The sequence below is a fragment of the Bradyrhizobium sp. ARR65 genome (assembly GCF_000472385.1).
Lineage (GTDB): Bacteria > Pseudomonadota > Alphaproteobacteria > Rhizobiales > Xanthobacteraceae > Bradyrhizobium.
Window position 1 is genome coordinate 42,613 of sequence record NZ_AWZU01000013.1, and the last position, 25,509, is coordinate 68,121.

Below are 25,509 nucleotides of genomic sequence, written 5' to 3' on the forward strand. Positions count from 1 at the left end.
CCAGACGATATCTGCGCAGCAGTTCTTGGCCAATCGGGTGGGCAGGCCGTTGTTGGACGTCACCGCTCTCAGGCTATTCGGAAGCGATCCAATTTCGAAGCCCGCCGAGTGTGCGAAATCCGTCGGCCGAATAGCATCGAATCGAGGGGACAAAGGTGCGCATCATGTCCGCAAGTGCGGATCCTGGACCCAGGTCCAGCACCCTCTCTGCGCCCAATTCCGCAACTGCCTGGAGGGTTGCGGTCCAGTCGATCGGGCGCGCGACCTGGCGCGCCAGTTTTGCCATTGCGTCGGTTGCCGAAAAGATGCGCTCTCCGTCGCCTCCAGCCAGTAAGATGCGGTTGCTTGCGATGGCCGAATGCGCACTTGAGCCAAGCGTCTGCTGGAAGGGCCCGCAGGCCTGTTCGAGTTGTGCCGTGTGCGACGCGATCTTCACTGCGAGCAGGCCGGTGCGCGCGGCTCCCTGTGCCGTCGCCTCATCGCAGAGTTCGGCGACATCGCGCTCGGTGCCCCCGACCACGAAGAGAAGGTTGGGATTGGCGATCGCAATCTCGCAGCGGTGCTTTGCAACCAGGCACTCCAACGTACCTTGATCAAGCCCGCGGACATATCCCAGGCGACCGTCGGGTTCGGCCACACTTTCCATGATACGGCCGCGAATATCGGTCAGCCGCAACGCCTCTTCGGCACGCCAGATTCCTGCAATGCTCCAGGCGGCCATTTCGCCCACGCTGTAGCCTGCGACTGCGATTGGCTTCGGCAGCACGTCCGCAATGCATGCATGGATTGCAAGGGCTGCCGTAACCGTCAGAATTTGGCTGATATGATTGGTCGAGAGTTCGTCAGCGTCTCGCGTCAGGACTAACTCGCGCGGATCGTATCCCAGATAGGCCTTTGCTGCGACGAAGATCGGTTCTGCGGCCGCTTCATCGGCGATGAGGTCGAAGGTCCTTGACGACAGGTTTCCTTGTCCGCCACAGAGGAGCGCAAGCATCACGAGGCCAGCCGGTCAACGAACATGGCCATCGCAAGCAGATCCGCGGCGCCGCCCGGGCTCAAATTGCGTGCCACGAACGCTTGATGAATCTTGACTGCCCGCGCACGCCAGCCCGCGCATCCAACGCCTCCCAGCGCGAGGAACCCAGATGCGCATGCTTGTGCAAAGCCTAACCCCTCCGATCCGCCGCGATGCAACAGATTCGTATCAACGATCGCAGCGATCAGCGCCATGCATGCCTGAATGCGGGCTGCCTCTTCATCATGGGGAGCGATCCTGCGCCCTGCACGCAATGCGGGAATGGCGATGCGGTAGACCGACGGGAAACCGCAAGCGGCCTCCGCCCGTGCGCCGCCGGCGCCGTAGCGCCGTGCTGCCAAAGCGCCATGGCTGCGAAGGGGCACCGGGCCCGACATGATGGCTTCGCCCCAGCGTCCGGAAATCAAGCTGCCCAGCGGCTTGCGGATGTTGAAGGCGTTCCGGTACCCGGCCGCAGCACAGAGGAAGCCCAGGCCGAAAATCGCGCCGCGATGCGTGTTGACGCCGCCAGTCGCCGCGAGCATCGCGCGCTCGGCCGCGATACCGATCGCCCGCAGCCGCTCCATTCGGGCGCCCGCGGCGCCGGCGATCGCCAGATCTCGAAAGAATGGGCGCAGCGTATCGGCACTTCGACACAGAAGTTCTGCGTCCATATCGCTGTGTGAACCAGTATCGACGTGACTGACGAGTCCTGGCTTGGGAAAGGTCTCCACTTCGAGCTTCAGGCAAAGCGTTGCCAGCCTGCCAAGCTGGTCCGCATGGTCTTCGAACCTCGGCCGCGATTGCCATCGCAGTGCAACGTTCATGGCACTGCGCCGGAGAGAAACGCCGTCCTGGATATGGTCTGGACGGCGACCGGCCCCTTCACGAGAACGTCGTTCGCGTCAGCAGCGATCAGCTCACGCCATTGCACCCCGCCTGCCGCGCCGACGATCTCTCCGTCCAGTCTCATCGGCGCGTGGCGCGCAATCTCGGCGATGGCAGACAGCAGAGCGTTCGTTTCCCTGGCTGACGACAACGGCCAGAGCAAGTCGAGGTCCGAACCATCGGAAAGATACGGCAGGCCGGTGAGGTGCTGCCAGGCCAGGCTGCCGAACGTGCGGGTCTGCGGCAGAAGGCGGAGGAGGCGATCGATCGTCCCGTGCCAAGCCGAAGGTGCGGTCGCCGCGGCGTCCGCCAGCAGCGGAGGTGGCGCGCGTTCGATGATCTCGCTTGATGCGAGTGCGACCGCAATGCGCTGCTTTCCGTAGACGGGCGGAAGCGACAAGCCGAGCGGAATCATTCCCGCGAGATCGCCGCAACTTCGCCGACGCACGACGAGGGGATTGCCGGCCCGCGCCCAACTCTCGATGATCGGCTGCTCGGCGAGTTCCGGACGCTGTGCCAGGATCGCCGTCCAGCCTGCTTTCGACGGCTTCACTATGGTGTGACGGTGTAGAGCTTCAGACACGACGCGACTCGGCGGGTGAGTTCACCGCGAGCGAAGTGACGCGCTCGGCAATCTCGGCTGCTTTCAGTCGCCCGCCGCGCGCGGCGCCCAGCCGATCGCGCTCATCCTGTCCGGCAGGTTGCCCCAGAATCGCCGCGAGCTGCGCTGCCAACGACGTACTGTCGTCCCAAACAAGTTGGATGCCGCCGGTCCGTACCATGTTGTCGAGCCCTGGGGCAAAGACCGGCGTCGCCTCCGCCTTGGCCTTCAGAACGTCGATCGGCAGCTTGGTCACCCGGGCCATCGACGGCAGATCCATGACCGCGGGATGTGCGCCGGGAAGCGCGACCAGCTTGCCGGTCGCAAGTGCCGTTGCAATGAACGCACCGGCGGCGCTGCCGCCATAGAGCAGGCCGATGGTGCGGTGTCCCTCGGCTTCCGCAAGCAGCAAGGTTTTGGCAAGGTGGGCAAGGTATTCGTTGAGGCCGAGCAACTCCTCGCGCCTGCTCATGCGCTGGCTGGCGGAATCCACCAAGAGCAGGATCGGAGTTTGGTCACCCGATTTGATGATGTCGATCACGCGCCGTGCCAGCGCAATCGCTTCGTCAACACCGAGCGGCAAGCCCTGCGCAACGCCCAGCACGTGGATCTGGCTGTCTCCAGCCAGAAACCCCTTTCCAGATACGATGCCGCCGGTCAGCGTGATATCGCTTCCGTTCGGGAAAAGCCCGGCCAGGACTTCATCGAGCGTCATCGGCGTTCTCCCTCTTATCCGCCGCGCGGCGAAGATACTCTTCAGTGGGAAGCCCGGGGATTTCCGCTGGCTTGTCGATACCGACCGCCTGCCAGATCTCGACAGCGTCGTTGGCTTCGCCGAAGTGCTTCAACCGCCGTTCGAGTCGCCGCTGCTCAGCTTCAATCATCGGGAGATCGCACCGGGCCTGGCACTGGAGCGCTTCGATCGATGCCTGGCGGAAAGCGGATGCGTCATCATCAACGAATATGTCGGCGCCGCCGATCAGATAGCGATGTTTGCCACCCATCGTGCGCCACACGAGAGCTCGGTCGCGCGAGTCGAACTCCTCGACGCCTTTGTTGGTTTCGATGACCTCGGGGCCGCTGACACTGATCCGACCTTGTTCCGATACGATCAAGCTCGAGCAGGTGCCGGCGATCAGGCTGCCGCCGCCATAGCATCCGGCGCGTCCTCCGATCAGCCCGATGACTCTGACGCCCGCTCGCCGTGCTTCGATGACCGCGCGCATGATTTCCGCAATCGCGAGTTCGCCGGCATTCGCCTCCTGAAGACGCACGCCGCCCGTGTCGAACAGGATCAGCACGTTCTGGCCCAGCATGCGAGCGGCGCGTAGCAGGCCGGTGAGCTTCGCGCCATGGACTTCACCGAAAGCGCCACCCATGAAGCGCCCCTCCTGCGCGGCGAGAAGTACCGGCAACCCGCCGAGGCGGCCGCGGCCGACAATGATGCCGTCGTCGAATTGCCGGGGAAGGTCGAAGATCGGGAGATGCGGACTCGTTTCGCGCTGCTCAGGGCCGATGAATTCGCTGAAGCTGCGGGGATCGAGGAGGGCGTCGATGCGCTGGCGCGCACCTGCTTCGTACCAGCTCAGCGAGCTCGTGTTGGCGGTAGCGGCTGTCATGCTTCCGGCTCCTCGATCATGCGGACGCCTTGCGCGAGGCGCAACGCCACGGTGTCGGGTCTAGCACCACCGTCGTTGACGGAAACCCGCAAGCCGCCGGCGGCCCGGCGCGTGACGAAGTCGCGGACCACCGCTTCCCATACCGCGCCGAAACCATGGGCCGCTGTAGCGATCTCGATGATGCAGACGTCCGGCGGCAGTACCCGCTCCAGCAGGACCTCGAGATTGCCCGAGGCGACGACGCCGACGATCGCCTGTGCGCGGGTCCCCCTCGCGCGGTTCGGAGCGTTCAGTTTGAAGTTGAGCTTCTCCATACGAGGGCCTCACGCTCACCAGTTGCGGAAGCGGGTGGGTGGGCGATAGAGCCCGCCGGATGCCAGCATGAGATCCTTGATCGAGCGGGCCGCGAGGAGGCTGCGGTCGGCGTCGAGCGGATCGATGTCGAGATCTTCGGGACGTCGGATCACGCCGCGCTCCCGCAGCCGCTCGACCATCCTGGGATCTCGGGCCCGGCCGATATCGGTATAGCCCGCGACGCCGCGTATCGCCTGCTCGCGCTCGTCCCTGTTTCGGCACAGAAGCAGATTGGCGATTCCTTCTTCTGTGACGATATGCGTGACATCGTCGGAGTAGACCATCACAGGTGCAAGATCGAGATCGAGTTCGCGCGCGAGTTCGAGCGCATCCAACCGCTCAACAAAAAGCGGGACGTTGCGGTCACCGAAGGTCTCGCCAATCTGCACCACGAGCTTCCGGCCGCGGCGCAGCGGAGCGAGGGAGTCCGGTGCCGCCTCGGCACCGGCCTTGAGCCAAGGCTCGCTTGGATGGCGGCGGCCCCGTGGATCGGAGCCCATATTGGGCGCGCCACCGAATCCGGCGATGCGATTGGTCGTCACCGTCGAGCTGTGTCCATCGAGATCGATCTGGAGCGTCGATCCTATGAACATGTCGCAGGCATAGAGGCCAGCCGTCTGGCAGAAGGCGCGGTTGGATCGCAGTGACCCGTCGGGCCCCGTGAAGAAGATGTCCGGGCGCGCCGCGACATAATCCTCCATGCCGACTTCCGATCCAAAGCAGTGAATTTGCTCGACCCATCCGGATTCAATCGCTGGAATAAGCGTCGGGTGCGGATTGAGCGCGAAGTGAGTGCAGATCTTGCCCTTGAGGCCGAGCCGCTCGCCATAGGTCGGCAGCAAGAGTTCGATCGCGGCCGTGTTGAAGCCGATTCCATGGTTGAGCCGGCGCACGCCGTAGGGTGCGTAGATTCCCTTGATGGCGAGCATCGCCGTCAGGATTTGAGTCTCGGTGATGGCCGCCGGATCGCGGGTGAAGAGTGGCTCGACATAGAACGGCTTGCCTGCTTCGACCACGAAATGCACGAGGTCGCCGGGAATATCAACGCGCGGCACCTTGTCGACGATCTCGGTCACTTGGGCCACGACCAGCCCGTTCTTGTAACTCGTCGCCTCGACGACGGTCGGGGTGTCTTCGGTATTGGGCCCCGTGTAGAGGTTGCCGTGCTTGTCGGCGCTCACCGCAGCGATCAGGGCGACTTGCGGCGTGAGATCGATGAAGTAGCGGGCGAACAGCTCCAGGTAGGTGTGGACGGCGCCGAGCTCGATCTTGCCGCCGAACAGCATACGCGCAATGCGCGCCGACTGCGGACCGGAGTAGGAGAAGTCGAGCCGACGCGCGATGCCCTTTTCGAAGATGTCGAGATGGGCGGGCAGCACCACGCCTGACTGGACCATATGCAGATCGCGAATGTCACGGGAATCGAGGTCGGCCAGAGCCGAGGCGAGGATATCGGCCTGCTTTTGATTGTCTCCCTCGAGGCACACCCGATCGCCGCTCCTGATCACCGCTTTCAGGAACTCGGGAAGTTCCGGGATTGGGACGATCTTTCCTGCTGCGTGCCGTCTGCCGGCCGCCAGGCGCTCTCCCAGAGCTCTCTTTTGCATACCCCAATCGTTCATTGTCGCTCCTGGCATGCGTCGTCAGCTGCGCCTAGGGGATTTTGTATGCGTATTTTGAATGTATGTCAATTTGTGTATGCAAAATACTGGTAATCACAATTATTTGCACGCATGGGAGGAAATTTGCGATGCTCGTGCATACAATCTGTATCCCGCGAAACCTCCGTCCTCCCTTTCGCGGTGCCCCCGATCACAGGAAACCAAATGACACGTTTGTTTGAAGTCACAGCCGAGGCGGAAGCGGACGGGGGCCTTCTCTCCGATCGCATCCGCAACGCGCTGACTGATGAGATTGCATCCGGCGCACTCGCGGCCGGTTCAGCACTGGAAGAGCAACAGCTTGCCGATCGCTTTGGGGCGTCGCGCACGCCGGTGCGGGAGGCTCTTCGCCAACTCGTGGTCAGCGGCCTGGTGGAAGTGCGCGGACGTCGCGGTGTCGTCGTTGCGCGAATGACTCCCGAACGCATCATGGACATGTTCGAGACCAGCGCGGAGGCGGAAGCCATGTGCGTCAGACTTGCGACCTATCGCATGACGCCGCTCGAGCGCAGCCATCTGATCGAGCTTCACGAAGCCTCGCGGGCTATGGTCGAGGCTAGCAATGTCGACGCCTATGACGCGTTCAACCGAGAGTTCCACGAATGCATCTACCGGGCGACGCACAATTCCTTCCTGGCCGAGCAGGCGCAAGCTGTCCGTTCGCGGCTCAGCGGCTTCCGCCGCACGCAGTTGCGTCAGGGCGACCGTATCAGGCGGTCTCGGGAGGAGCACGAGGCCATCATGCAGGCGATCGCGGAGGGGGACGGCGATACCGCGGCGCGTCGCATGCGTGCCCATATGCTCAATGCCGCCACGGCACTCAGGCGCTATATTGATGATCGCTTCGGCGGAGCGGGATCGCGCGGAGAGGCCGAGGACTCGGCGCCGGATGGTGTCTAGCTGGCGGACGGGACGAGGGGCGGAGAATCGTGGATCCGTCGCGATCCACCGGAGTGCTATTTGGCTCGTTTTGCCAATTCGGTCGCAAGTACCGTCACGTCTGGGTTCGATGCACGGAAGTCAACGGCTCGCCGCGTAGCCAGCCTTGGCCCAATGCGTAAAGTGCTTCGATTTCCGGGCCTCTCAAGCCGGGCATGTCTTTCTTAACGGGATATCCGATCTGAGACTGCATATAAGCCAGGTGGCGATAGCCGATTGGAAACTGCGAAAGCAGGCTGCCGTCGAGCTTCAACGAGGCGCTGGGATCGACCGGATCGATTCGGTCCTTCTCATAGATGGGTTGGCGCAGCACCAAACCCCAACGACCCCAACGCTTCTCCAGGAAATCATAGAACCGCCCCGTGCAAACGACGTCGCAAATCACTCCATGAACCTGGGCTCTCTGGGAGATCGTCATCTTCGTCTGCGCAATCGCGCGTTCACCTGAAAGATCGATCGAAGTGCCCCCAAGGAAATGGAGAATGCTGACGCCCCGATTCCAGCCTTCGATGGACGCCTCGATGAACTCGTCCGCCGTTCCCTGTTTCCAGGTGGCATTCATGCGCCCGTCATCGTGCCACACGGTTCGAAAGCGTTCCCAATCGCCGGCATCACGCCAGATCGCCCAGTTCTCGATCAAGTCGCGAATTGAGCGGCGGTCTCTCTCTTCAGAAGGAACAGTGGCTTCGTTGGTCATTGCTTGGACTCCCGTGCTACATCCGAAGAACTGAACTTGCCTCACCAGGGGAGGCTTCGCCATGTCCGCGCGGTGTCCTTCTTGTAGCAAGCGAGCGCTTCTGTGGCGCTGGTATCCTCGTCCAGCCGCGGCATAGTCGTGCAGGACGATATTGCGGCTGGCAAGCTCGTGCCGGCGCCGATTGACTGGGAGCCCGCCGCTATTGAACTCAACCATCGCCGACCAGAATCGGGCCTGGTTGTCGGCGAAGCTCAAAGTGTTCTGCCGTCTATTCGTTATCGTAGTCCACACAAGCAGGGTGCTGGTTCAGGTGCGAGTTGGAGTCATTTCGGATACCCACGGCCTCCTACGTCCAGAGGCTGTGCAACGCCTCGCCGGAGTAGCGCAAATCATCCACGCCGGCGATATCGGTCGGCCGGAGATCATCGCCGAGCTGCGCCGAATCGCGCCCGTGATAGCGATCAGAGGGAATGTCGATACCGCTCACTGGGCGGAATGTTATCCCGACACCAGGATGGTAAAACTCGGCGGACGCTCGATCTACGTCCTGCATGATATCCATCAACTGCAGCTCGATCCGGCATCGAGCGGAGTTGACGTGGTCATCTCTGGCCACTCGCACCGGCCCCGGATCGAGACCATTGGCGGTGTGCTCTACCTTAATCCCGGAAGTGCAGGGCCACGGCGCTTTAACTTGCCTGTCACTCTGGCAATACTGCAGCTGACCGAGAGCGGGCTTCGGCCATTCCTTCACGATCTTGGTTCTGCCAGCCCCCGCTAGTCTGGTCCGGTCCGTTGCGCCCGAGTTCCATCTGGCGGCTTATCGCGACTTGAAAGACAATTCGCGCCAGCTCCCTATCCAACGGTCAACAATCGCGACTGCCGTGTGGACATAGGGCAGTGACGTCCTTATGCGTTGTCAAATATCGGGCGAGCGGCAATATGCTGCTCTGTCGAAACACGAGCGGGGCCGAAATTGTCGCGGAGTATGGAAGGCACCAAAGGATTCAGTGTGAAGCGCGCCGCATTTGCCGCAACCATCGGCAATATGCTCGAGTTCTACGACTTCATCACCTACAGCTTCTTTGCGATCCAGATCGGGCACACCTTCTTCCCCTCGCAAAGCGAGTACGGCAGCCTCATGCTGTCGCTCGCGACCTTCGGCGCCGGCTTTATCACCCGACCGGTCGGCGGCATCGTGCTCGGCATCTATTCCGATCGCGTCGGCAGACGGCCGGCAATGATGCTGAGCTTTGCGTTGATGGGAGGTGCGATCCTGGCCATCTCGCTCACCCCATCCTACAAGGCGATCGGTCTTGCTGCGCCGATCATCGTGATAATAGCACGCATGACACAGGGCTTCGCGCTCGGTGGCGAGGTCGGGCCCACCACCGCCTATCTCATCGAGATCGCCCCGCCGGAACGCCGGGCACTGATGGTGTCGTGGCAGCCGACAAGTCAGGAGATCGCTGCGACCGCCGGCGCATTGGTGGGCGTGATCCTCAGCAAGACCATGGCTCCCGAGGCGCTCGAAGCTTATGGTTGGCGCTTGGCATTCCTGATCGGGGCCGTCTGTCTGCCGTTCGGGCTCTGGATGCGCCGGACTCTGCCGGAGACGATCCCGCAAAATGAATCCGGCGCAGAGCGCGAAACCTCGAACCATCTCGTGCTGGCGCGCCGGCACATCCGTGTGATCGTATTGGCTCTGATGATTTTGGCGAGCGGCACGATTGCGACCTATGTGACGCAATACATGACAACCTATGCACAGAACACGCTGCATGTGCCGTCGCCTCTGGCCTTTGCCGTTTCGCTGGTGAGCAATGGTCTTCAGATCGCCGGCGCACTCCTGGGAGGCTGGCTCGCCGACCTCCTCGGCCGCAAGCCGGTGATGGTCTGGCCCCAGCTCATCGCGCTCCTGCTAACCTATCCGATCTTCGTGTGGATCGTCCATGCGCCCGGCGCGTTGTCGCTGCTGTTTGGCTTTGGCGTATTGTCGTTGATCGGATCGCTGCCGTTCACTGCGTTCTACGCGACCTTCACCGAGGCGCTGCCGCAAAACATCCGCGGCGGGGTATTCGCTACCGTTTACGCGGTCGCGATCGCGAGCTTTGGCGGTACCGCGCAACTCGTCGTAACCTGGCTGCTTCACGTTTCAGGCGATCCGCTCGCACCGTCCTGGTATCTCCTTGTGGCGGCGGTGGTTGGACTCATCGCGATGAGTTTGATGCCAGAGACTGCACCCGCGAAGGTAAGGCGGACCTGAGCTTACAGGAGCCGAAGGGCCGTGGCGCGTGTAGAGGCCCGCGCCGTTCGGGTCGGAGAAAAAGCTGATCCGCGCGGGATTGGGATCGGGCCTGCACGACCGGAAGTGGCCGGATAGAAAGGCCTGGGCTATTGCTCAATTGCTGAGCATATGATCCGATGGCGGGATGACGTTCGGCTTTCCAGAACCTGATCTGATCATCTTCGACTGCGACGGCGTGCTCGTCGACAGCGAGGTCTTGAGTTGTGGGTGTCTCTCGGAAGTCCTTGGGCAGTGCGGAATTGAGCTCAGCGAGCACGACGCACTCGACTTGTTTCTTGGTCGAAGCACGGCTGCGGTCTTGCAGCACTATGACGGCCGTCTCGTTCCTGAGAACTTTCTGAGAGCGCTCAAGGCCCAGGTGTTTCAACAATTCAGGCGGTCGTTGCGGTCCATTCCGGGTGTGAGCGCGGTGATATCGCAGCTTACGGTGCCGTTTTGCGTCGCCTCCTCGAGCGATCTCGACCGCGTCCGCTTGTCGCTCGGGCTGACCGATCTTGCGCGTTACTTCGGCGATCGGCTGTACACCGCGCAGATGGTGGCGCGCGGCAAGCCCGCTCCCGATCTCTTTCTCCATGCGGCGGCGCAAATGCAGGCCGATCCGCAGCGCACCTTGGTGGTCGAAGACAGCGTCAGCGGCGTCAGCGCCGCAAAAGCTGCGGGCATGATGGTGTGGGGATTTGTTGGTGGCAGTCATTACCGGTCCCGCGATGGCCGCAGCATGCTGGTCGACGCCGGGGCCGATCGCGTTTTCGACCAGATGGCGAACTTCTGGAAGGGAGCCTAGCGGATCATGATGGCTGCGCCCGAGAACGAAAGGTCCCGTCTCGACGATGCCGCGCGCGCCGGCTGGCTCTATTTCATCGCCGGTCATACTCAGGATGAGATCGCGAAGATGCTGCAGGTGTCGCGCGCCTCGGCCCAGCGCCTGGTATCATTGTGTCTTGCGGAGCGTCTGATCACCTTTCGGCTCGAACATCCCATTGCGGCATGCATGGAATTGGCCTCGCAGCTAAAGGACCGCTTCAACCTCGTGCACAGCGAGGTGGTGCCGGCCGATCCGGCGGCGCCGAACACGACGGCCGGAGTCGCGGAACGCAGCGCCAATCTGCTCGATCTCACCCTGCGCTCCGAGACGCCCGTCATCGTCGCCTTGGGGACGGGGCGGGCAGTGCGCGCCGCGGTGGAACGGGTCACGCCGATCGACAGGCCCAATCACCAGATCGTCTCCCTGGTCGGGAATATCTCGGCTGACGGGTCGGCGAGCTTTTTCGATACGGTCGGGCGCCTTGCTGATCGCACCGGGGCGCGCCATTACCCCATGCCGCTGCCGTTTCTGATGTCATCGGAAGACGAGCGCAACCGTATGGTCCGGATCGAGCCCATCGCCAAGGTCAAGGCGATCGCAGCCAAGGCCGATCTGCGTCTGGTCGGCATCGGCCAGATGGATCAAAAGGCGCAGGTGCATGTCGACGGCTTCGTCACACGCGAAGAACTGTTCGAGATGATGCGACTGGGCGCCGTGGGTGAGGTGACCGGCTGGGCCTATGACGAAAAAGGTCGGCTTATCAAGGGCGGTACGAACAAGCGTCTGACCAGCATTCCTCCACAGACGCCGGCGCAGACGACGACGATCGCTGTTGCGGTCGGGGCAGCCAAGGTCGCTGCGATCCGCGCCGCGCTGATCGGACGTCTGGTCAACGGTCTCATCACCGACGAAGCGACCGCACGGGCCATTCTCGACCGATAGGGCTCACGCACCGCATCAGATCTTTCTGGATACGCTGTCGCGGCCGGAACGGCTGGCGTCGGCTTGACAAATCCGAGCGGTTGATGTGAACATACGCTCAACGCGTGGGCATATGCTCAAAGCACGCGACTATGGGAGGTTACCGTGAAAAACGTCCATGGCGCCCTTGTGGGCGTGGCTGCGCTTTTGCTTTCGGCCCCCTCGATCGCCCAGACCACCCTGACAATTGCCACCGTCAACAACGGCGACATGATCCGCATGCAGGGACTGACTGGCGAGTTCATCGCCAAGAATCCGGACATCGCAGTCAAATGGGTGACCCTTGAGGAAAATGTCCTGCGCCAGCGTGTCACCACGGATATCGCCACCAAGGGCGGCCAATTCGACGTGCTTACCATCGGCACCTATGAGGTGCCGATCTGGGCGAAGAAGAATTGGCTGGTTCCGCTCGACAATCTCGGTCCTGATTACGACATCGCCGATTTGCTTCCCAAGATCAGGGATGCGGTGTCGCTGTCGGGAAAACTCTATGCCGCACCATTCTACGGCGAGAGCTCGATGACGATGTACCGCACCGACCTGTTCCAAAAGGCCGGGCTCACCATGCCGGAAAATCCAAGCTGGGATTTCGTGATCGATGCGGCGAAGAAGTTGACCGACAAGGAGGCCGGCGTTTACGGCATCTGCCTGCGCGGCAAGGCCGGCTGGGGCGAGAACATGGCGTTTCTGACCGCCATGGCCAACTCCTACGGCGCGCGTTGGTTCGACGAGAAATGGCAACCGCAGTTCGACAAGCCGGAATGGAAGAAGACGCTATCGGTCTATGTCGATCTGATGAAGCAGGCCGGCCCGCCCGGTGCAAGCTCGAACGGCTTTAATGAGAATCTGGCGCTGTTCAACGCCGGCAAATGCGCGATGTGGATCGATGCGACGGTCGCGGCATCGTTCGTGAGCAATCCGAAGGATTCGAAGGTTGCCGACAAGGTGGGCTTCGCGCTTGCACCTAACGCTGGTCTCGGCAAGAACGCGAATTGGCTTTGGGCCTGGAATCTTGCGATTCCGGCCGGCTCGAAGAAGGTGGAGGCCGCCGAGAAGTTCATCGCCTGGGCGACAGGCAAGGACTACACCAACCTCGTCGCGTCCAAGGAGGGCTGGGCCAACGTGCCGCCGGGGACACGTACATCGCTGTACCACAACCCGGACTATCTCAAGGTCGCGCCGTTCGCCAAGCTGACCTTGGCGTCGATCGACGCGGCTGATCCGAACAAGCCGACGGTCCAACCCGTGCCCTATGTCGGAGTGCAATACGCGGCGATCCCGGAATTCCAGGGCATCGGCACGGCCGTCGGCCAGCAGTTCTCGGCGGCGCTGTCGGGTTCGACCACGGTTGATGCGGCGCTGGCGGCGGCACAGTCGTCGACCGAACGGGAAATGAAGCGCGCCGGCTATATCAAATAGGCGGCGAACGTCAGCTCACTCTCCCGAGCTGAGCCTTGCGGCCATCCTGTCGGATGGCCGCTCTCGCTCCCCTCGGCGGGCGGAGGCATTTATGGCGACCAGACAGACGCAATTACTTGCGCGGACCCTGCTGACGCCGGCGGTCGCGCTGCTGTTCGTCTGGATGATCGTTCCGCTGGCCCTGACCATTTACTTCTCGACGCTGCACTACAATCTGCTCGAACCCGAAACCCAGCAATTCGTCGGTCTCGAGAATTTTCGCTACTTCCTGACCGATCCCGCCTTTCTTGCCTCGCTGCAGAACACCCTGGTTCTTGTCGGCTCCGTACTGGGGCTCACCGTTGCGCTTGGCATCCCGCTCGCGCTGTTGCTCGACCAGCCGGTCGTCGGCCGCACCATTGTCCGGCTGATGGTCATCGCGCCGTTCTTTGTCATGCCAACCGTGAGCGCGCTGGTCTGGAAGAATCTGCTGATGCATCCGGTATCTGGATTGTTCGCCTGGATTGCGAAGCTGTTTGGTCTGGCGCCGATCGATTGGTTCAACGATGCGCCGCTCTTTGCCATCATCCTGATCGTCTCCTGGCAATGGCTGCCGTTCGCCACGCTTATCCTGCTCACGGCACTGCAATCGCTCGACGAGGAGCAGAAGGAAGCCGCCGAGATGGATGGAGCCGGTCCGCTGTCTTCCTTCATCTACATCACGCTGCCGCATCTGGCGCGACCTATCACGGTGGTAATCCTGATCGAGACAATCTTCCTCCTGACCGTGTTCGCCGAAATCTTCGTGACCACCGGCGGTGGCCCCGGACTGCAGACCACCAACATCGCCTTCCTGATCTATTCGCAGGCGCTCATCCAGTATGACGTCGGCAGCGCATCGGCCGGCGGATTGGTGGCCGTAGTGATCGCCAACATCGTGGCCTTCTTCCTTGTCAGGATGGTCGGCCGCAACCTGGAGGCCTGAGCCATGGCCCGCATGCCAACCAGGAGGCGTATAGCGCTCTCAACTATCGCCGCTTGGCTGGTCGGCTTCTTGATCTTCTTTCCCATCCTCTGGATGGTGCTCGCCAGCTTCAAGACGGAGCTGGAGGCCTTTGCGATCCCGCCGTCGTTCCTGTTCTTCGACTGGACGCTGGAAAACTACGTTACGGTGCAGGGGCGCAGCGACTATCTGCACCACGCCTTCAACTCGGTTGTCGTTGCCGGAGGCTCAACCCTCATCGCCCTCTTGATCGCGATCCCCGCCGCCTGGTCGATGGCCTTCTCGCCGACCAAGCGCACCAAGGACGTACTGCTGTGGATGCTGTCGACCAAGATGATGCCGGCGGTCGGCGTATTGGTTCCGATTTACCTGATCTATCGGGACTTCGGCTTGCTCGACTCGTTAACGGGTCTCGTCATCATTCTTTGCCTCGGCAATTTGCCGATCGTGGTCTGGATGCTGTTCACCTATTTCAAGGAAATCCCTCGAGACATCCTGGAGGCGGCGCGCATGGATGGCGCAACTATCGGCCGTGAGCTCATCTATGTTCTGACGCCGATGGCCGTGCCGGGGCTCGCTTCCACCTTGCTGCTCAACCTGATCCTTGCCTGGAACGAAGCATTCTGGACGCTGAACCTGTCGACCTTGCAAGCCGCGCCGCTCACCGTCTTCATCGCATCCTATTCGAGTCCGGAAGGGTTGTTCTGGGCCAAGCTCTCGGCGGCATCGACGCTTGCTATCGCTCCGATCCTCGTGCTCGGCTGGTTCAGTCAGCGGCAACTCGTCCGCGGCCTGACCTTCGGCGCCGTCAAGTAGCAGGAGGGCCTTGGAATCATGGGTCAGATCACGCTCCAGAACGTCCAGAAGGCCTTCGGGCCCGTTCACATCATCAAGGGCGCCAACCTGGAGATCGCCGATGGATCGTTCGTCGTGTTCGTCGGCCCGTCGGGCTGCGGCAAGACGACGTTGTTACGGCTGATCGCAGGTCTGGAGGACGTCACCGACGGAAAGATCTTCATCGATGGCAAGAACGTCGTTGCTGTTCCGCCCGCCAAACGTGGGCTGTCGATGGTGTTTCAGTCCTATGCGCTCTATCCGCATATGAGCGTTCGCGGCAACATTGGGTTCGGGCTGAAGATGGCCGGCCTGCCGAGGGCCGAGATCAGCCGTAGGGTCGAGGCCGCGGCCGCGACCCTCAACCTGACGCCCTATCTCGATCGGAAGCCGCGGGAGCTGTCGGGCGGACAGCGTCAGCGCGTTGCGATCGGTCGCGCCATCGTCCGCGAACCGAAGGCATTTCTGTTCGACGAGCCGTTGTCCAACCTCGACGCCGCGCTGCGCGTGCAAATGCGGATCGAGGTCACGCGGCTGCAGAAGCAACTTGGCACGACCGCCATCTACGTCACACACGACCAGGTCGAAGCGATGACCATGGCGGACAAGATCGTCGTGCTCAATGCAGGGCGTGTCGAGCAATATGGCACGCCGCTCGAGCTCTACGAAAGACCGGCCAATCTGTTCGTTGCCGGCTTCATCGGCTCGCCCAAGATGAATTTCATCTCCGGCGAGAACGCGGCAAAGTATGGTGCTGCCACGGTCGGTGTGCGCCCAGAACATCTGAGAATATCACGGGAGGGCGAGGGATGGCCCGGAACGATCACGGTCGCTGAACACCTGGGCAGCGACACGTTTCTCTATGTGGATGCTGGTCCGATCGGAACTCTGACGGCGCGTTACGTCGGCGAACTCAGCCTGGCTGCCGGCGATCGTGTCGTGCTGTCACCGGAGCCGGCGCGCATTCATCGTTTCGACAAGGACGGCAATTCGCTGTGGACATAGGCAGGAAGGCGAAAATGTATCTCGAGAAATTCAAGCTACCGGGCAAGATCGCGATCGTGACAGGCGCGGGGCAGGGGATCGGACTCGCCTGCGCCGAGGCACTCGCCGAAGCCGGAGCAAGGGTCATCATCGCCGACCGCGATGCCACGGTCGCGAAGACCGCGACTGGCGCTCTGACGAGCAAAGGATACGAAGCAGAGATGGCGCAGATGGATGTGACGGACTCACGGCGCGTCTCCGAGCTCGCTGATGAGCTGGTGTCACGCTATGGCCGGGTCGATATCCTCGTCAACAATGCCGGAATTGCACGAAGCGAAACGCCTGCCGAAACGGTCACCGATGAGCACTGGCTGAACGTCATCGACGTCAATCTCAACGGGACCTTCTGGTGCTGCCGCGCCTTTGGCAGGCATATGCTCGAGGCCAAGGCCGGAACTATCGTCAATATCGGTTCGATGTCGGGCTTTATCGTCAATAAGCCACAGGAACAGTGCTACTACAACGCCTCCAAAGCTGCGGTGCACCATTTGACCAAATCGCTGGCGGCGGAATGGGCGCCGCGCGGCGTGCGCGTCAATGCGGTTGCGCCGACTTATATCGAAACCCCGTTGAACGCGTTCGTGAAAAACAATCCCCGCATGTACGATGCCTGGATCGGCGGCACGCCGATGGCGCGGCTGGGGCAGGTGGAGGAGATCGCCTCGGTCGTTCTATTCCTCGCATCCGAGGCCGCAAGCCTGATGACGGGAAGCATCGTTCTTGTCGATGGCGGATACACTTGCTGGTAAGCTTGCGTCAAAACTGACGGGAGCGAACATGCGGCAGGCCTTCATCGGCATAGACGTCGGGACTTCCAGCACGCGTGCAGGGATTTTTGATGAGAAGGGGGCCTTGCTCGCAACCGCGAAACACCCGATCGCGGTCTGGCATGAGGCGGGCGACATCGTCGAACAGTCGTCCTCCAATATCTGGGACGCCTGCGCGGCTGCGGTCCGTGGTGCCATGGCGGAAGCGGCGATATCGCCCGACATCGTGAAGGGTCTCGGATTTGACGCGACCTGCTCGCTGGTGGTGCTCGACCGGAGTGGGAAGCCGCTCAGCGTCAGCGCTTCCGGCGACAACAGGCGCAATGTCATTGTTTGGATGGACCATCGTGCCGTCGCCGAAGCGCGGCTGATCAACGAGACCCAGGACGATGTGCTCCGCTATGTGGGAGGTGCCGTCTCGCCCGAGATGGAGATGCCAAAGCTGCTGTGGTTGAAGCGGCACCTGCGCCAAAGCTTCGATCGGGCCGGTCACTTCTTCGATCTGGCCGATTATCTCTCTTTCCAGGCAACCGGATCGTTGGCGCGCTCCACCTGCACGGTCACCTGCAAATGGAACTATCTCGCGCATGAGCAGCGCTGGAGCGCGCCCTATTTCCAGCGCATAGGCCTTCAGGAATTCGTCGCCGACGCATACCTGAGGATCGGCACGACAATCCTTGCTCCAGGTACGCCGCTCGGGTCGGGCCTGACCGAGGCGGCTGCGCGGGACTTCGGCTTAAATCCGGGAACGCCGGTCGGTGCCTCTCTGATCGATGCGCATGCGGGTGGACTGGGTGCGATCGGAGGGCGGGATGGTTCGGGCGCAACCGCCCATGTCTGCGATCGCCTGGCCTATATCATGGGGACTTCCGCTTGCATCATGGCGACGACGGCGGAGCCATGCTTCGTGCCTGGTGTCTGGGGGCCTTACTACTCGGGCATGGTACCCGGATTCTGGTTGAACGAGGGTGGGCAATCGGCCGCGGGAGCCGCAATCGATCATCTCGTCCGGTCGCATCCGGCACATGAGGAGGCAAGCGCTGCGGCGCGGCGCGAGGGCGTCGACATCATTGCGTTCATCGAGAAGCGAGTCATGGAGCGTGCGGGAAACGCGAGCGAGGCTGCGCTCCGAGCGCGTGACATTCACGTTCTGCCGGAGTTCCTTGGCAATCGCTCGCCCTACGCCGATCCCGATACCCGCGCGGTCATCGCGGGCCTCGATCTCGATACCGACATCGGCGCGATGGAGCGCCTGTTTGTTGCCGGATTGTGTGGACTTGCATATGGCCTCGCTGATGTCGTGGACGCCTTCCGGGCGCAAGGGGTGGACAGCAAAGTCATCGTCATGGGAGGCGGCGCAGGGCGCAGTCCGCTTGTGCGGCAGATCATGGCGGATACGACGGGGCTCACGGTGGCACTGCCGCAAACTCCGGAACCGGTGCTGCTTGGCGCGGCCATGCTCGGCGCCGTCGCCGCAGGAGCTTACGCCTCGCTCGGCCAAACCATGGCCGCGATGTCGGCACTCGGTCGTCTGACCGAACCGACTACGCCGGGAATGGCCGAATTTCACCGCAGGAAGCGCGAGGTGTACGGGTTGCTGCGCCGGCTTGATCACGCAAGCCGCGGGGTGATGCGCGGGCTCGATATCAGTAGCGGCTGAAAGATCGGAAGGCGGGAAGAATGATACTCAGTTGTGGCGATGCGCTCATCGACTTCGTGCCTGTCAGCGCTATCGACGGACGCGAGGCGGTGCGGCCCGTGGTCGGCGGATCCTGCCTCAATGTGGCCGTGGGGCTTGCACGGCTTGGCGCGCCGACCGGTTTTGTTGGCGGCATCTCCAATGACCTGTTTGGTCGCATGATCGCAGAGCACGCGTTGGCCTCAAACGTCGACCTTCGCTATGCAACCCGCAGCGACCGCCAGACCACGCTGGCCTTTGTGCGGATGATCGCCGGCGAGTCCCAGTACGCGTTTTATGACGCGCAGACGGCATCGCGCGAATGGACGTATCGGCACGGAGCGATCGAGTTCGCAAACGTTGATGCCGTTCACGTGGGATCGACGACACTGGTCAACGAGAGCGGAGCCGCGCAGACCGCGACAATGATCGCGGAGGCACGGCAATCGGCCACGATATCGTTCGATCCGAATTGCAGGCCAAACCTGGTCGGGGACAAAAGTATCTATGTCGACCGAATGAGCGCATTTGCCGACAGTGCCGACATCATTCGGATGTCAGATGTCGATTTCGCCTATCTTTACGGGAACGAGGTGTACCCGGCGAGGGCGGAGGCGTTGCTGGCCCGGGGCTGCAGCCTTTTTGTGATGACGCGCGGGATGGAGGGTGTTCAGGCCTGGCATCCAACGGCTGGATTCATCGAGGTCGAAGCGCCCACGGTCACGATCGTCGATACGATCGGGGCTGGCGACAGTTTTCATGCGGCGCTCCTGTTCGCGCTGCATAAGCAGAACAGGCTCGGCAGGGCCGAACTGCAGGGCATCGGTGCGGACGAGCTTCGGCACGCTTTGGCGTTTGCATGCGACTGTGCGGCGCTGACCTGCACGCGAGTGGGGGCAGATCCGCCTCGCGGCGATGAGGTGGTTTGGAGATGAAGGCGTATGATGCGCTTGGTGATCGCGCCGGGCTTGCGATTAGGGGAAGCGCCTTCGGGCAGCAAGACAGGCCAGCACAACTGGATGAATGAGCCAAGAGAAGGTCGTCTCACATGACTTTACTGTCCGCATTGCCGCGCCGCGCCTTAGGCCGGACGGGGCTCAGTGTCTCGGTCCTGGGGTTCGGAACCGCGCCGCTCGGTGACCTCTATGTTCAGCTCGATGACCGTACAGCCATTGCCGCAGCGGAGCGGGCGTTCGAATTGGGGATCAATCTTCTCGACACCTCTCCGCTCTACGGGCATGGACTCGCCGAACATCGCTGCGGGACTGCGATCAGGCGCGCATCGCGCGAGGAGATCGTGGTCTGCACCAAGGTGGGACGTTGGATGGATCCGATGCACGGGCGGGGCGATGGGTCGGGCTTCGTTGGCGGGCAGCCGCACCGGGCCGTGGTCGACTATTCTTATGACGGGACGATGCGTTCGGTGGAGCAGTCGCTGCTTCGGCTTGGGACCGATCGGCTGGACCTGTTGCTCATTCACGATGTCGACATTTGGACCCACGGCGCCGATGCAATCGAGGAGCGTTTTCGCGAGGCAATGGCCGGAGCCTATGTGGCGCTGGATCGGCTCCGCGGCGAGGGTGTCGTCGCGGGTATTGGCGTCGGCGTGAATGAGGCGGAGATGTGCGTGCGCTTCGCAAAGGCGGGATCGTTCGACGTGATGTTGCTGGCCGGGCGGTATTCCCTGCTGGAGCAGCCGGCGCTGACTCATTTTCTGCCGCTCGCCCAGCAGCAGGGCATCGGCGTGCTGCTCGGCGGTGTCTTCAATTCGGGTATCCTGGCAACCGGCGCGGTCAGTGGCGCCAAGTACAATTATCGCGATGCGCCGCCCGAAATTCTGACCAAGGTAGCGGAGATCGAACGCGTTTGCACCGCCCATGGCGTTGCCTTGCCGACGGCGGCGCTGCATTTTGCTCTGGGCCATCCGGCGGTGGCGTCCGTTGTACTGGGAGCGCAGGCGCCGCAGGAGGTGGAGCGCAATGCGGCTGCACTCTCGACCAATGTGCCGGCCGCGCTTTGGGCCGATCTGAAGGCCGCACATCTGCTCGATGAAGATGCCCCTGTTCCGCTATCGGGATCGCGCTGATGCGGATCGATGCGCACCAGCATGTCTGGACTCTCGCCCGCGGCGATTATGGTTGGTTGACCCCCGACCTGGCGCCGATCTATCGCGACTTCCACTTTTCCGACCTCGCGCCGCATCTCTCGGCGGCCGGCATCGACGGAACGATCCTGGTGCAGGCCGCCCCGACCGACGCAGAGACTCGATTTCTGCTCGATGTCGCCGAAGGAGCTGAGATTGTGCGCGGCGTGGTCGGCTGGACCGACTTCGATGCCGCGGATGGCGTGGCGCGGATCGATCAACTCGCGGCGCAACGACTACTGGTCGGCTTGCGACCGATGGTGCAGGACATCGCCGATGATGATTGGCTGCTTGGTCTACACTTGGCGCCGCTGTTCTCGGCGATGGCGGGACACGATCTGGTGTTCGATGCGCTGGTGCTGCCGCATCATTTGCCGCGATTGTTGCGCGTGGTCGAGCGCCATCCGAACCTGCAATTCGTGCTGGATCATTGCGGCAAGCCGCGGCTTGCGACCGGCGATCTTGCGATGTGGCAACGCGACATCGCGCTGCTTGCCGAACGGCCGAATATCGTTTGCAAATTGTCGGGACTGGTGACGGAGGCAGCAAAGGACTGGCAAGTCGCGGATCTGCGCCAGGCCGTGGATCACGTGCGTGCCTGCTTCGGGCCGCAGCGCATCCTATGGGGAAGCGATTGGCCGGTGGTCAATCTGGCGGGAGGCTATGCAAGATGGTTCGCTGCCGCCGAAACCCTGCTGGCAGATCTGTCGGCTGGGGAAAGGGCAGGCGTGTTCGGCGAGAACGCAGCTCGCATCTATCTCTCCAAACGAGGGCGGCGGGCGCGTTGAGGCTCCTACTTCCCTGCGCCTGTGGTCAAGCCGCTGACGATATAGCGCTCGAGGAAAATTCCGACCAGCACGAGCGGGGCGATCGCCGCAGTCGACAGCGCCGCCATTGACCACCAGTTGATCCCCTGCGAGCCGGTCTGGCTGGCCACCATGACGGGCAGAGTTTTAGCGTCCGTGCTCGTCAGCAGCGCAGCGAAGAAATATTCGTTCCAGCACAGCACGAGCGAGAGGACGAAAGCCGCTCCCATTCCGGGTACCGCAAGCGGCAGGATGATGCGAAGGAACGCGCCCCAGACCGACAGGCCGTCGACGAAGGCGGCTTCGTCCAGCTCGACCGGGATCGAGTTGAATTGGTCACGCATGATCCAGATGACGATCGGCAGCACCGTCAACGTGTAGAGCAGGATCAAGCCAAATCTCGTGTCGAGCAGCGATAATGCCTTGTAGAGAACGAGGAACGGCAAAGCCAGGACGACTGGTGGCAGGATCAACTGCGACATGAAAAAGAACAGTATGTCATCATTGCGCATCCAGGCGAACTTGTAGCGGAAGCGGCTAAGGCCATAGGCTGCTAGCGAGCCGAGTATGAGCGCCAGCGTCGATGCGCCGACCGAGGTGATCACACTATTCTCGAACCGGCTCATGAACTCGTCGCGGGCCGTGGATGTCCCCAGAAGCGTGTCCGGCGACAGTCCGATGGAGCGCCAGCCTTTCCAATCGGGCTGAAAATCCAGCCAGGGGATCAGGTGACCTTGCGTCACATCAACGGCTGATTTGAACGAAGTGGTAACTGTCCAATAAATGGGAAACAGGCAGATGAATGCCCAGAACAGCAATGCGCTGTAAATCAGGGCTCGGCTCAGGAGCCGTTTCACCCTCCATCGGTTGTGATGCTTTCGGACCGTCGTTGAGGCTGGACTGGAGCTGGACAATCGAGCAACTCCCTTACACGACTTTCTGTGTCCAGCGCCTGGAGAGGCGCAGCAACAGGCTCAGGAAAACGACGATCAGGAGAAGATAGAAGATGGCGAGTCCGGTGCCGTAGCCGACGTTCGATCGATCGCGGTAAACGCGGTAAATGAAGCTCGAGACCGTGTCGGTCGCGCCGCCGGGGCCGCCCGCTGTTACGTTGATCACGATATCAGCGAGCTTCAATTTGAAGATGATCCGGATGATGAGGACGGTGACGCTCACCGGCAGCATGATCGGAAAGACCACATGCCAGAACGACTGCCAACCATTCGCGCCATCGACCTTGGCCGCTTCCAGGACTTCCTTGGGCATCGCCTGCAGCCCGGCGAGCAGGATGATCATGACGAATGGAATAGATACCCACGCATCCATCGCCTCTATGCTCAGCCACGCAATCCAGGGGTGCGCGAAAAATGCCGGATTGTCCCATCCCAGAGCGCGCGCCAGCGTGGCCGCCGGGCCAAAGCGGTACTCCATGAGCGACTTGCCGATCATCCAGCTCACCGCAACGGGACTGAGCATCATGGGCAGCAGGAAAACGACACGAAGGAACCTCCGTCCCCGTATCTCGGCGTTCAGCAATAAAGCCAATCCGAATGCGATCGCATACTCGCCAAGCACGGCCACCGTGTAGAAGACCATGTTGCGGAGCGCGTTCCAGTAATAATCGTCGTCGAACAATCCGATGAGATTGTTGAGGCCGTTGAAGTGCGGGCCTTCGAGCGAACTGAGATTCCAGTCCAACGTGGCGATATAAAACCCGAACACCGTCGGAAAGATCACCACGGCAATGGTGAACAAGGCCGCCGGGAGCAGGAACAGCGTGCGCTGGCCGCGCTCGCCTCGGACCATGACCTGTCCGATCCCCAACGCGACCGCCCAGACAAGATAGGCATAGAGGAGGGGGCGCCAATTGGAGAACCCGGCCGTGATCGCGCCCGTCGTATGAAGGATTTGGATAAGAAGCACAGTCAGGGCGCCCAGCGAGGCGACCGCAATCAGCGCGCGTCCCGCCCTCTTCCTTCCGACGAGCTTACGGTGTGGTCGAGGTTTGTGGTGGCGGCCATCCGCAGCGGCTGACGATTTCTGCATGAAGGGTGCACTCTACCACATTGGGCCTGTCCCCTTGAGAGGGAATTGGCTTGGCTGGTCCGCTAGGCACTAGCCAAGCCTATGGTCTGCCGACTGAGAGACGAACAGGAAACTAGGCGCCGAGAGACGCCTTGTAGAGCGCAATCTGCTTTTCGCGACCGAGCTGGTCGGTCAGCTTTTCCCACGCCGTCGCGATGTTGTTTGCACCGGTCTGCGCGTCGTACTGGCCGGCAAATATCTTCGTCAGTTCGTCCTCCGCTATGCTGTAGTATTGGAAGATGCCGGGAATGCGCGGCTCGACCGCCCGGTTCGGGTGGTTGTAGGAGCCGAGCTGCGAGTTCAGATACGAGGTGATGTATTTCCGGTCGTAACCCGCCGCCACCCATTCGTCGATCTTGAAGTGGCTGGTGCGGTGGACTTGGAATCCGGATGGATACATCACGGTCCAGAGCGACAGATCCTTGCCGCCGAGATGCGCCGCGGCGCTCCACGCGGCCTTGTGTTTACGCTCATCGCTATTGACCCGTGCCATGACATAGATGCCCCAGCCGAGATAAGCGCAGTTCGGAGCATGGTTCGGGCCGCTCGCGAGCTTTTCCCATTTGCCGGTCTTGGAATTGTACACGTCGTCCGATCCGGGCAGAATGTCGAACCCGACGACGTCGCCGACCACGGACGTATCGCTCGCCTTTGCCACTTGGCCGATATCTCCCCACCAGGGAATCATCGAGCCAATGCCGGCCAGGAATTGCTGGAAGCCGGTGGTATTCGGATCGGCGTTGAGCTGATCGGCCGGCTCGGACGGCAGCGCGTCGATGACATCCTGAATGGCGCGAACCCAGGCTGGATTGTTGATGCGGGGCTTCATCGTGTCCACGTCAAACAGCCATGCCTTGTCGTCCGGATGCTTGGCATAGGCGGTGGCGCGGCTGCCCAGGAAATAAAAGCCAAACCCGCCCCATGGCTTCGGCGCATCGAGATAGCCGTAGGCATTCTGGCCCTTGAATTTCTTGCCCTTGAGGAATTTGGTCACGGCCTGGACCTGCTGCCAGGTCTTTGGTACGCCCCATTCACTCTGATTGCCCGCATCTTTCCAGGCCTTGGCGAGACCAGGATCGGAAAAGTAGTCGGTCCTGTAATTGAAGTTGTGGCAATCGCCGTCGATCGTCACGCGATAGGTCTTGCCGTTCCAGGTTCCGACCGGCGGCTTCAGGTAGTCGACATAATCGTCGATATCGATCTGCTTCTTCACCCAATCCGGCATCTCCGATGCCAGCCCCTTGCCGCACACGTCGCCCTCGAACGGCGCGCCCATTTCAAGGATGTCGAAATCGACCGTTCCGGTCGCGATCGCCTGTTGCAGGCGCGGATTGTAGTCGGCCTGGGCGAGGTCGATCCAGGAAATCTTCGCGCCTGTGTAAGCTTCCCATGGTTTCAGGAAACCACGGAAGAGCAGGTTATGTAGGTTCTGATTGTTAAGTCCCATAAAGGAGAGTTCGACTCCCCTGAACTCTCCTGCCTGAACGTTCGCCTTGGTGGGGCCGAGGCAAAGCTCGCCCACCTTCTGCCAATCAGCGTCGGTGGGAGCACCTTTACCCACGCCGGGAATTTGCGAGATCTGCGCGCGCAGATTGTCTTGCGCCAGCGCACGGCTGGTCAACGCGCCGAGACCGCCGGTTGAACCCAAGGCGGCAGCGCCCACTGCTCCCTTGAGGACAGCGCGTCTGTTCGGTTGCATTTGCGGATGCTGGTCGCGCTCTTGCTGTTCCACCACGAAACCTCCCTGTTCTCATGTTTTCGCCCTGAGCACCGTTCTGAAGACATGACGCTCGCGGACTTGTTGCGCCTTCCGCTTCGGTTGCGTAACGCGGACAGGGGTGACAGAGGCCTTTTCGAGTATGCAGCAGGCCTCATCCAAGTCA

Annotated in this window: 25 protein-coding genes; 14 read left to right on the forward strand and 11 right to left on the reverse strand. The window is 61.8% G+C overall.

The annotated features are described in order from the left end of the window. Positions 1–73 precede the first annotated feature (73 nt). From F758_RS0116445 to mdcA, 7 genes are read right to left on the reverse strand one after another with little or no spacing between them, the layout of a single operon-like run. On the reverse strand, positions 74–994 hold the full coding sequence (locus F758_RS0116445) for an acyltransferase domain-containing protein (RefSeq protein WP_051386914.1): 921 nt from the start codon (positions 992–994) through the stop codon (positions 74–76). Further along, entirely contained in the window at positions 994–1,842 is an 849-nt protein-coding gene (gene mdcB / locus F758_RS0116450; RefSeq protein WP_024508884.1) for a triphosphoribosyl-dephospho-CoA synthase MdcB, read from the reverse strand. Before mdcB ends, F758_RS0116445 begins: the two co-directional genes overlap by 1 nt. Then, the gene (mdcG, locus tag F758_RS0116455) at positions 1,839–2,486 is read right to left on the reverse strand and encodes a malonate decarboxylase holo-[acyl-carrier-protein] synthase (RefSeq protein ID WP_024508885.1); all 648 of its coding nucleotides are present in this window, start codon (positions 2,484–2,486) and stop codon (positions 1,839–1,841) included. The genes mdcB and mdcG overlap by 4 nt, the downstream gene beginning before the upstream one ends. Continuing rightward, positions 2,479–3,219 (reverse strand): biotin-independent malonate decarboxylase subunit gamma, encoded by a 741-nt coding sequence (gene mdcE, locus F758_RS0116460; protein ID WP_024508886.1) that lies wholly within the window; start codon positions 3,217–3,219, stop codon positions 2,479–2,481. The genes mdcG and mdcE overlap by 8 nt, the downstream gene beginning before the upstream one ends. Next, entirely contained in the window at positions 3,206–4,123 is a 918-nt protein-coding gene (locus F758_RS0116465) for a biotin-independent malonate decarboxylase subunit beta (RefSeq protein WP_024508887.1), read from the reverse strand. Before F758_RS0116465 ends, mdcE begins: the two co-directional genes overlap by 14 nt. Then, the gene (gene mdcC / locus F758_RS0116470; RefSeq protein ID WP_024508888.1) at positions 4,120–4,437 is read right to left on the reverse strand and encodes a malonate decarboxylase acyl carrier protein; all 318 of its coding nucleotides are present in this window, start codon (positions 4,435–4,437) and stop codon (positions 4,120–4,122) included. Before mdcC ends, F758_RS0116465 begins: the two co-directional genes overlap by 4 nt. A gap of 15 nt (positions 4,438–4,452) precedes the next feature. Then, positions 4,453–6,099, reverse strand: coding sequence for a malonate decarboxylase subunit alpha (gene mdcA, locus F758_RS0116475; protein ID WP_024508889.1), 1,647 nt, complete (start codon positions 6,097–6,099; stop codon positions 4,453–4,455). A 204-nt stretch (positions 6,100–6,303) separates the two neighbouring features. Here mdcA and F758_RS0116480 point away from each other — a divergent pair, with 204 nt between their 5' ends. Then, entirely contained in the window at positions 6,304–7,038 is a 735-nt protein-coding gene (locus F758_RS0116480; protein WP_024508890.1) for a GntR family transcriptional regulator, read from the forward strand. A 94-nt stretch (positions 7,039–7,132) separates the two neighbouring features. On the opposite strand, the gene F758_RS0116485 is transcribed toward F758_RS0116480, so the two are convergent. Next, positions 7,133–7,774 (reverse strand): nuclear transport factor 2 family protein, encoded by a 642-nt coding sequence (locus F758_RS0116485; RefSeq protein ID WP_024508891.1) that lies wholly within the window; start codon positions 7,772–7,774, stop codon positions 7,133–7,135. Between the two features lie 310 nt (positions 7,775–8,084). Here F758_RS0116485 and F758_RS0116490 point away from each other — a divergent pair, with 310 nt between their 5' ends. The 13 genes from F758_RS0116490 to F758_RS0116550 all read left to right on the forward strand — a co-directional run bounded on the left by F758_RS0116490 (position 8,085) and on the right by F758_RS0116550 (position 21,523). Next, entirely contained in the window at positions 8,085–8,555 is a 471-nt protein-coding gene (locus tag F758_RS0116490) for a metallophosphoesterase family protein (RefSeq protein WP_024508892.1), read from the forward strand. Positions 8,556–8,762: 207 nt separating this feature from the next. Further along, complete coding sequence (locus tag F758_RS0116495) at positions 8,763–10,040, forward strand: MFS transporter (protein ID WP_024508893.1); 1,278 nt, start codon at positions 8,763–8,765, stop codon at positions 10,038–10,040. Positions 10,041–10,206: 166 nt separating this feature from the next. Then, positions 10,207–10,866 carry an HAD family hydrolase gene (locus F758_RS0116500; protein ID WP_024508894.1) on the forward strand — a complete coding sequence of 220 codons (660 nt, stop codon included), beginning with the start codon at positions 10,207–10,209 and terminating at the stop codon, positions 10,864–10,866. Positions 10,867–10,875: 9 nt separating this feature from the next. Continuing rightward, positions 10,876–11,829 (forward strand): sugar-binding transcriptional regulator, encoded by a 954-nt coding sequence (locus tag F758_RS0116505; protein ID WP_024508895.1) that lies wholly within the window; start codon positions 10,876–10,878, stop codon positions 11,827–11,829. A 144-nt stretch (positions 11,830–11,973) separates the two neighbouring features. Then, positions 11,974–13,287 (forward strand): ABC transporter substrate-binding protein, encoded by a 1,314-nt coding sequence (locus F758_RS0116510; protein ID WP_024508896.1) that lies wholly within the window; start codon positions 11,974–11,976, stop codon positions 13,285–13,287. Between the two features lie 91 nt (positions 13,288–13,378). Next, positions 13,379–14,251, forward strand: a complete 873-nt coding sequence (locus F758_RS0116515) for a carbohydrate ABC transporter permease (RefSeq protein WP_024508897.1) — start codon at positions 13,379–13,381, stop codon at positions 14,249–14,251. A 3-nt stretch (positions 14,252–14,254) separates the two neighbouring features. Next, the gene (locus tag F758_RS0116520; RefSeq protein ID WP_024508898.1) at positions 14,255–15,085 is read left to right on the forward strand and encodes a carbohydrate ABC transporter permease; all 831 of its coding nucleotides are present in this window, start codon (positions 14,255–14,257) and stop codon (positions 15,083–15,085) included. Between the two features lie 18 nt (positions 15,086–15,103). Beyond that, positions 15,104–16,108 (forward strand): ABC transporter ATP-binding protein, encoded by a 1,005-nt coding sequence (locus F758_RS0116525; RefSeq protein WP_024508899.1) that lies wholly within the window; start codon positions 15,104–15,106, stop codon positions 16,106–16,108. 14 nt (positions 16,109–16,122) lie between these two features. After that, entirely contained in the window at positions 16,123–16,896 is a 774-nt protein-coding gene (locus F758_RS0116530) for an SDR family NAD(P)-dependent oxidoreductase (protein ID WP_024508900.1), read from the forward strand. A gap of 28 nt (positions 16,897–16,924) precedes the next feature. Beyond that, positions 16,925–18,574, forward strand: a complete 1,650-nt coding sequence (locus F758_RS0116535) for an FGGY-family carbohydrate kinase (RefSeq protein ID WP_024508901.1) — start codon at positions 16,925–16,927, stop codon at positions 18,572–18,574. Positions 18,575–18,594: 20 nt separating this feature from the next. After that, the gene (locus F758_RS0116540; protein WP_024508902.1) at positions 18,595–19,527 is read left to right on the forward strand and encodes a carbohydrate kinase family protein; all 933 of its coding nucleotides are present in this window, start codon (positions 18,595–18,597) and stop codon (positions 19,525–19,527) included. A gap of 113 nt (positions 19,528–19,640) precedes the next feature. After that, positions 19,641–20,678 carry an aldo/keto reductase gene (locus F758_RS0116545; RefSeq protein WP_024508903.1) on the forward strand — a complete coding sequence of 346 codons (1,038 nt, stop codon included), beginning with the start codon at positions 19,641–19,643 and terminating at the stop codon, positions 20,676–20,678. Further along, positions 20,678–21,523, forward strand: coding sequence for an amidohydrolase family protein (locus F758_RS0116550; RefSeq protein ID WP_245286512.1), 846 nt, complete (start codon positions 20,678–20,680; stop codon positions 21,521–21,523). Before F758_RS0116545 ends, F758_RS0116550 begins: the two co-directional genes overlap by 1 nt. Positions 21,524–21,528: 5 nt before the next feature. Here the strand turns inward: F758_RS0116550 and F758_RS0116555 are convergent, their stop codons facing one another. The 3 genes from F758_RS0116555 to F758_RS0116565 form a co-directional block, all read right to left on the reverse strand. Beyond that, positions 21,529–22,398, reverse strand: a complete 870-nt coding sequence (locus tag F758_RS0116555) for a carbohydrate ABC transporter permease (RefSeq protein WP_024508905.1) — start codon at positions 22,396–22,398, stop codon at positions 21,529–21,531. A gap of 70 nt (positions 22,399–22,468) precedes the next feature. Next, positions 22,469–23,587, reverse strand: coding sequence for a carbohydrate ABC transporter permease (locus F758_RS0116560; RefSeq protein ID WP_024508906.1), 1,119 nt, complete (start codon positions 23,585–23,587; stop codon positions 22,469–22,471). A 112-nt stretch (positions 23,588–23,699) separates the two neighbouring features. Continuing rightward, on the reverse strand, positions 23,700–25,325 hold the full coding sequence (locus tag F758_RS0116565; RefSeq protein WP_035722244.1) for a type 2 periplasmic-binding domain-containing protein: 1,626 nt from the start codon (positions 25,323–25,325) through the stop codon (positions 23,700–23,702). Positions 25,326–25,509 lie beyond the last annotated feature (184 nt).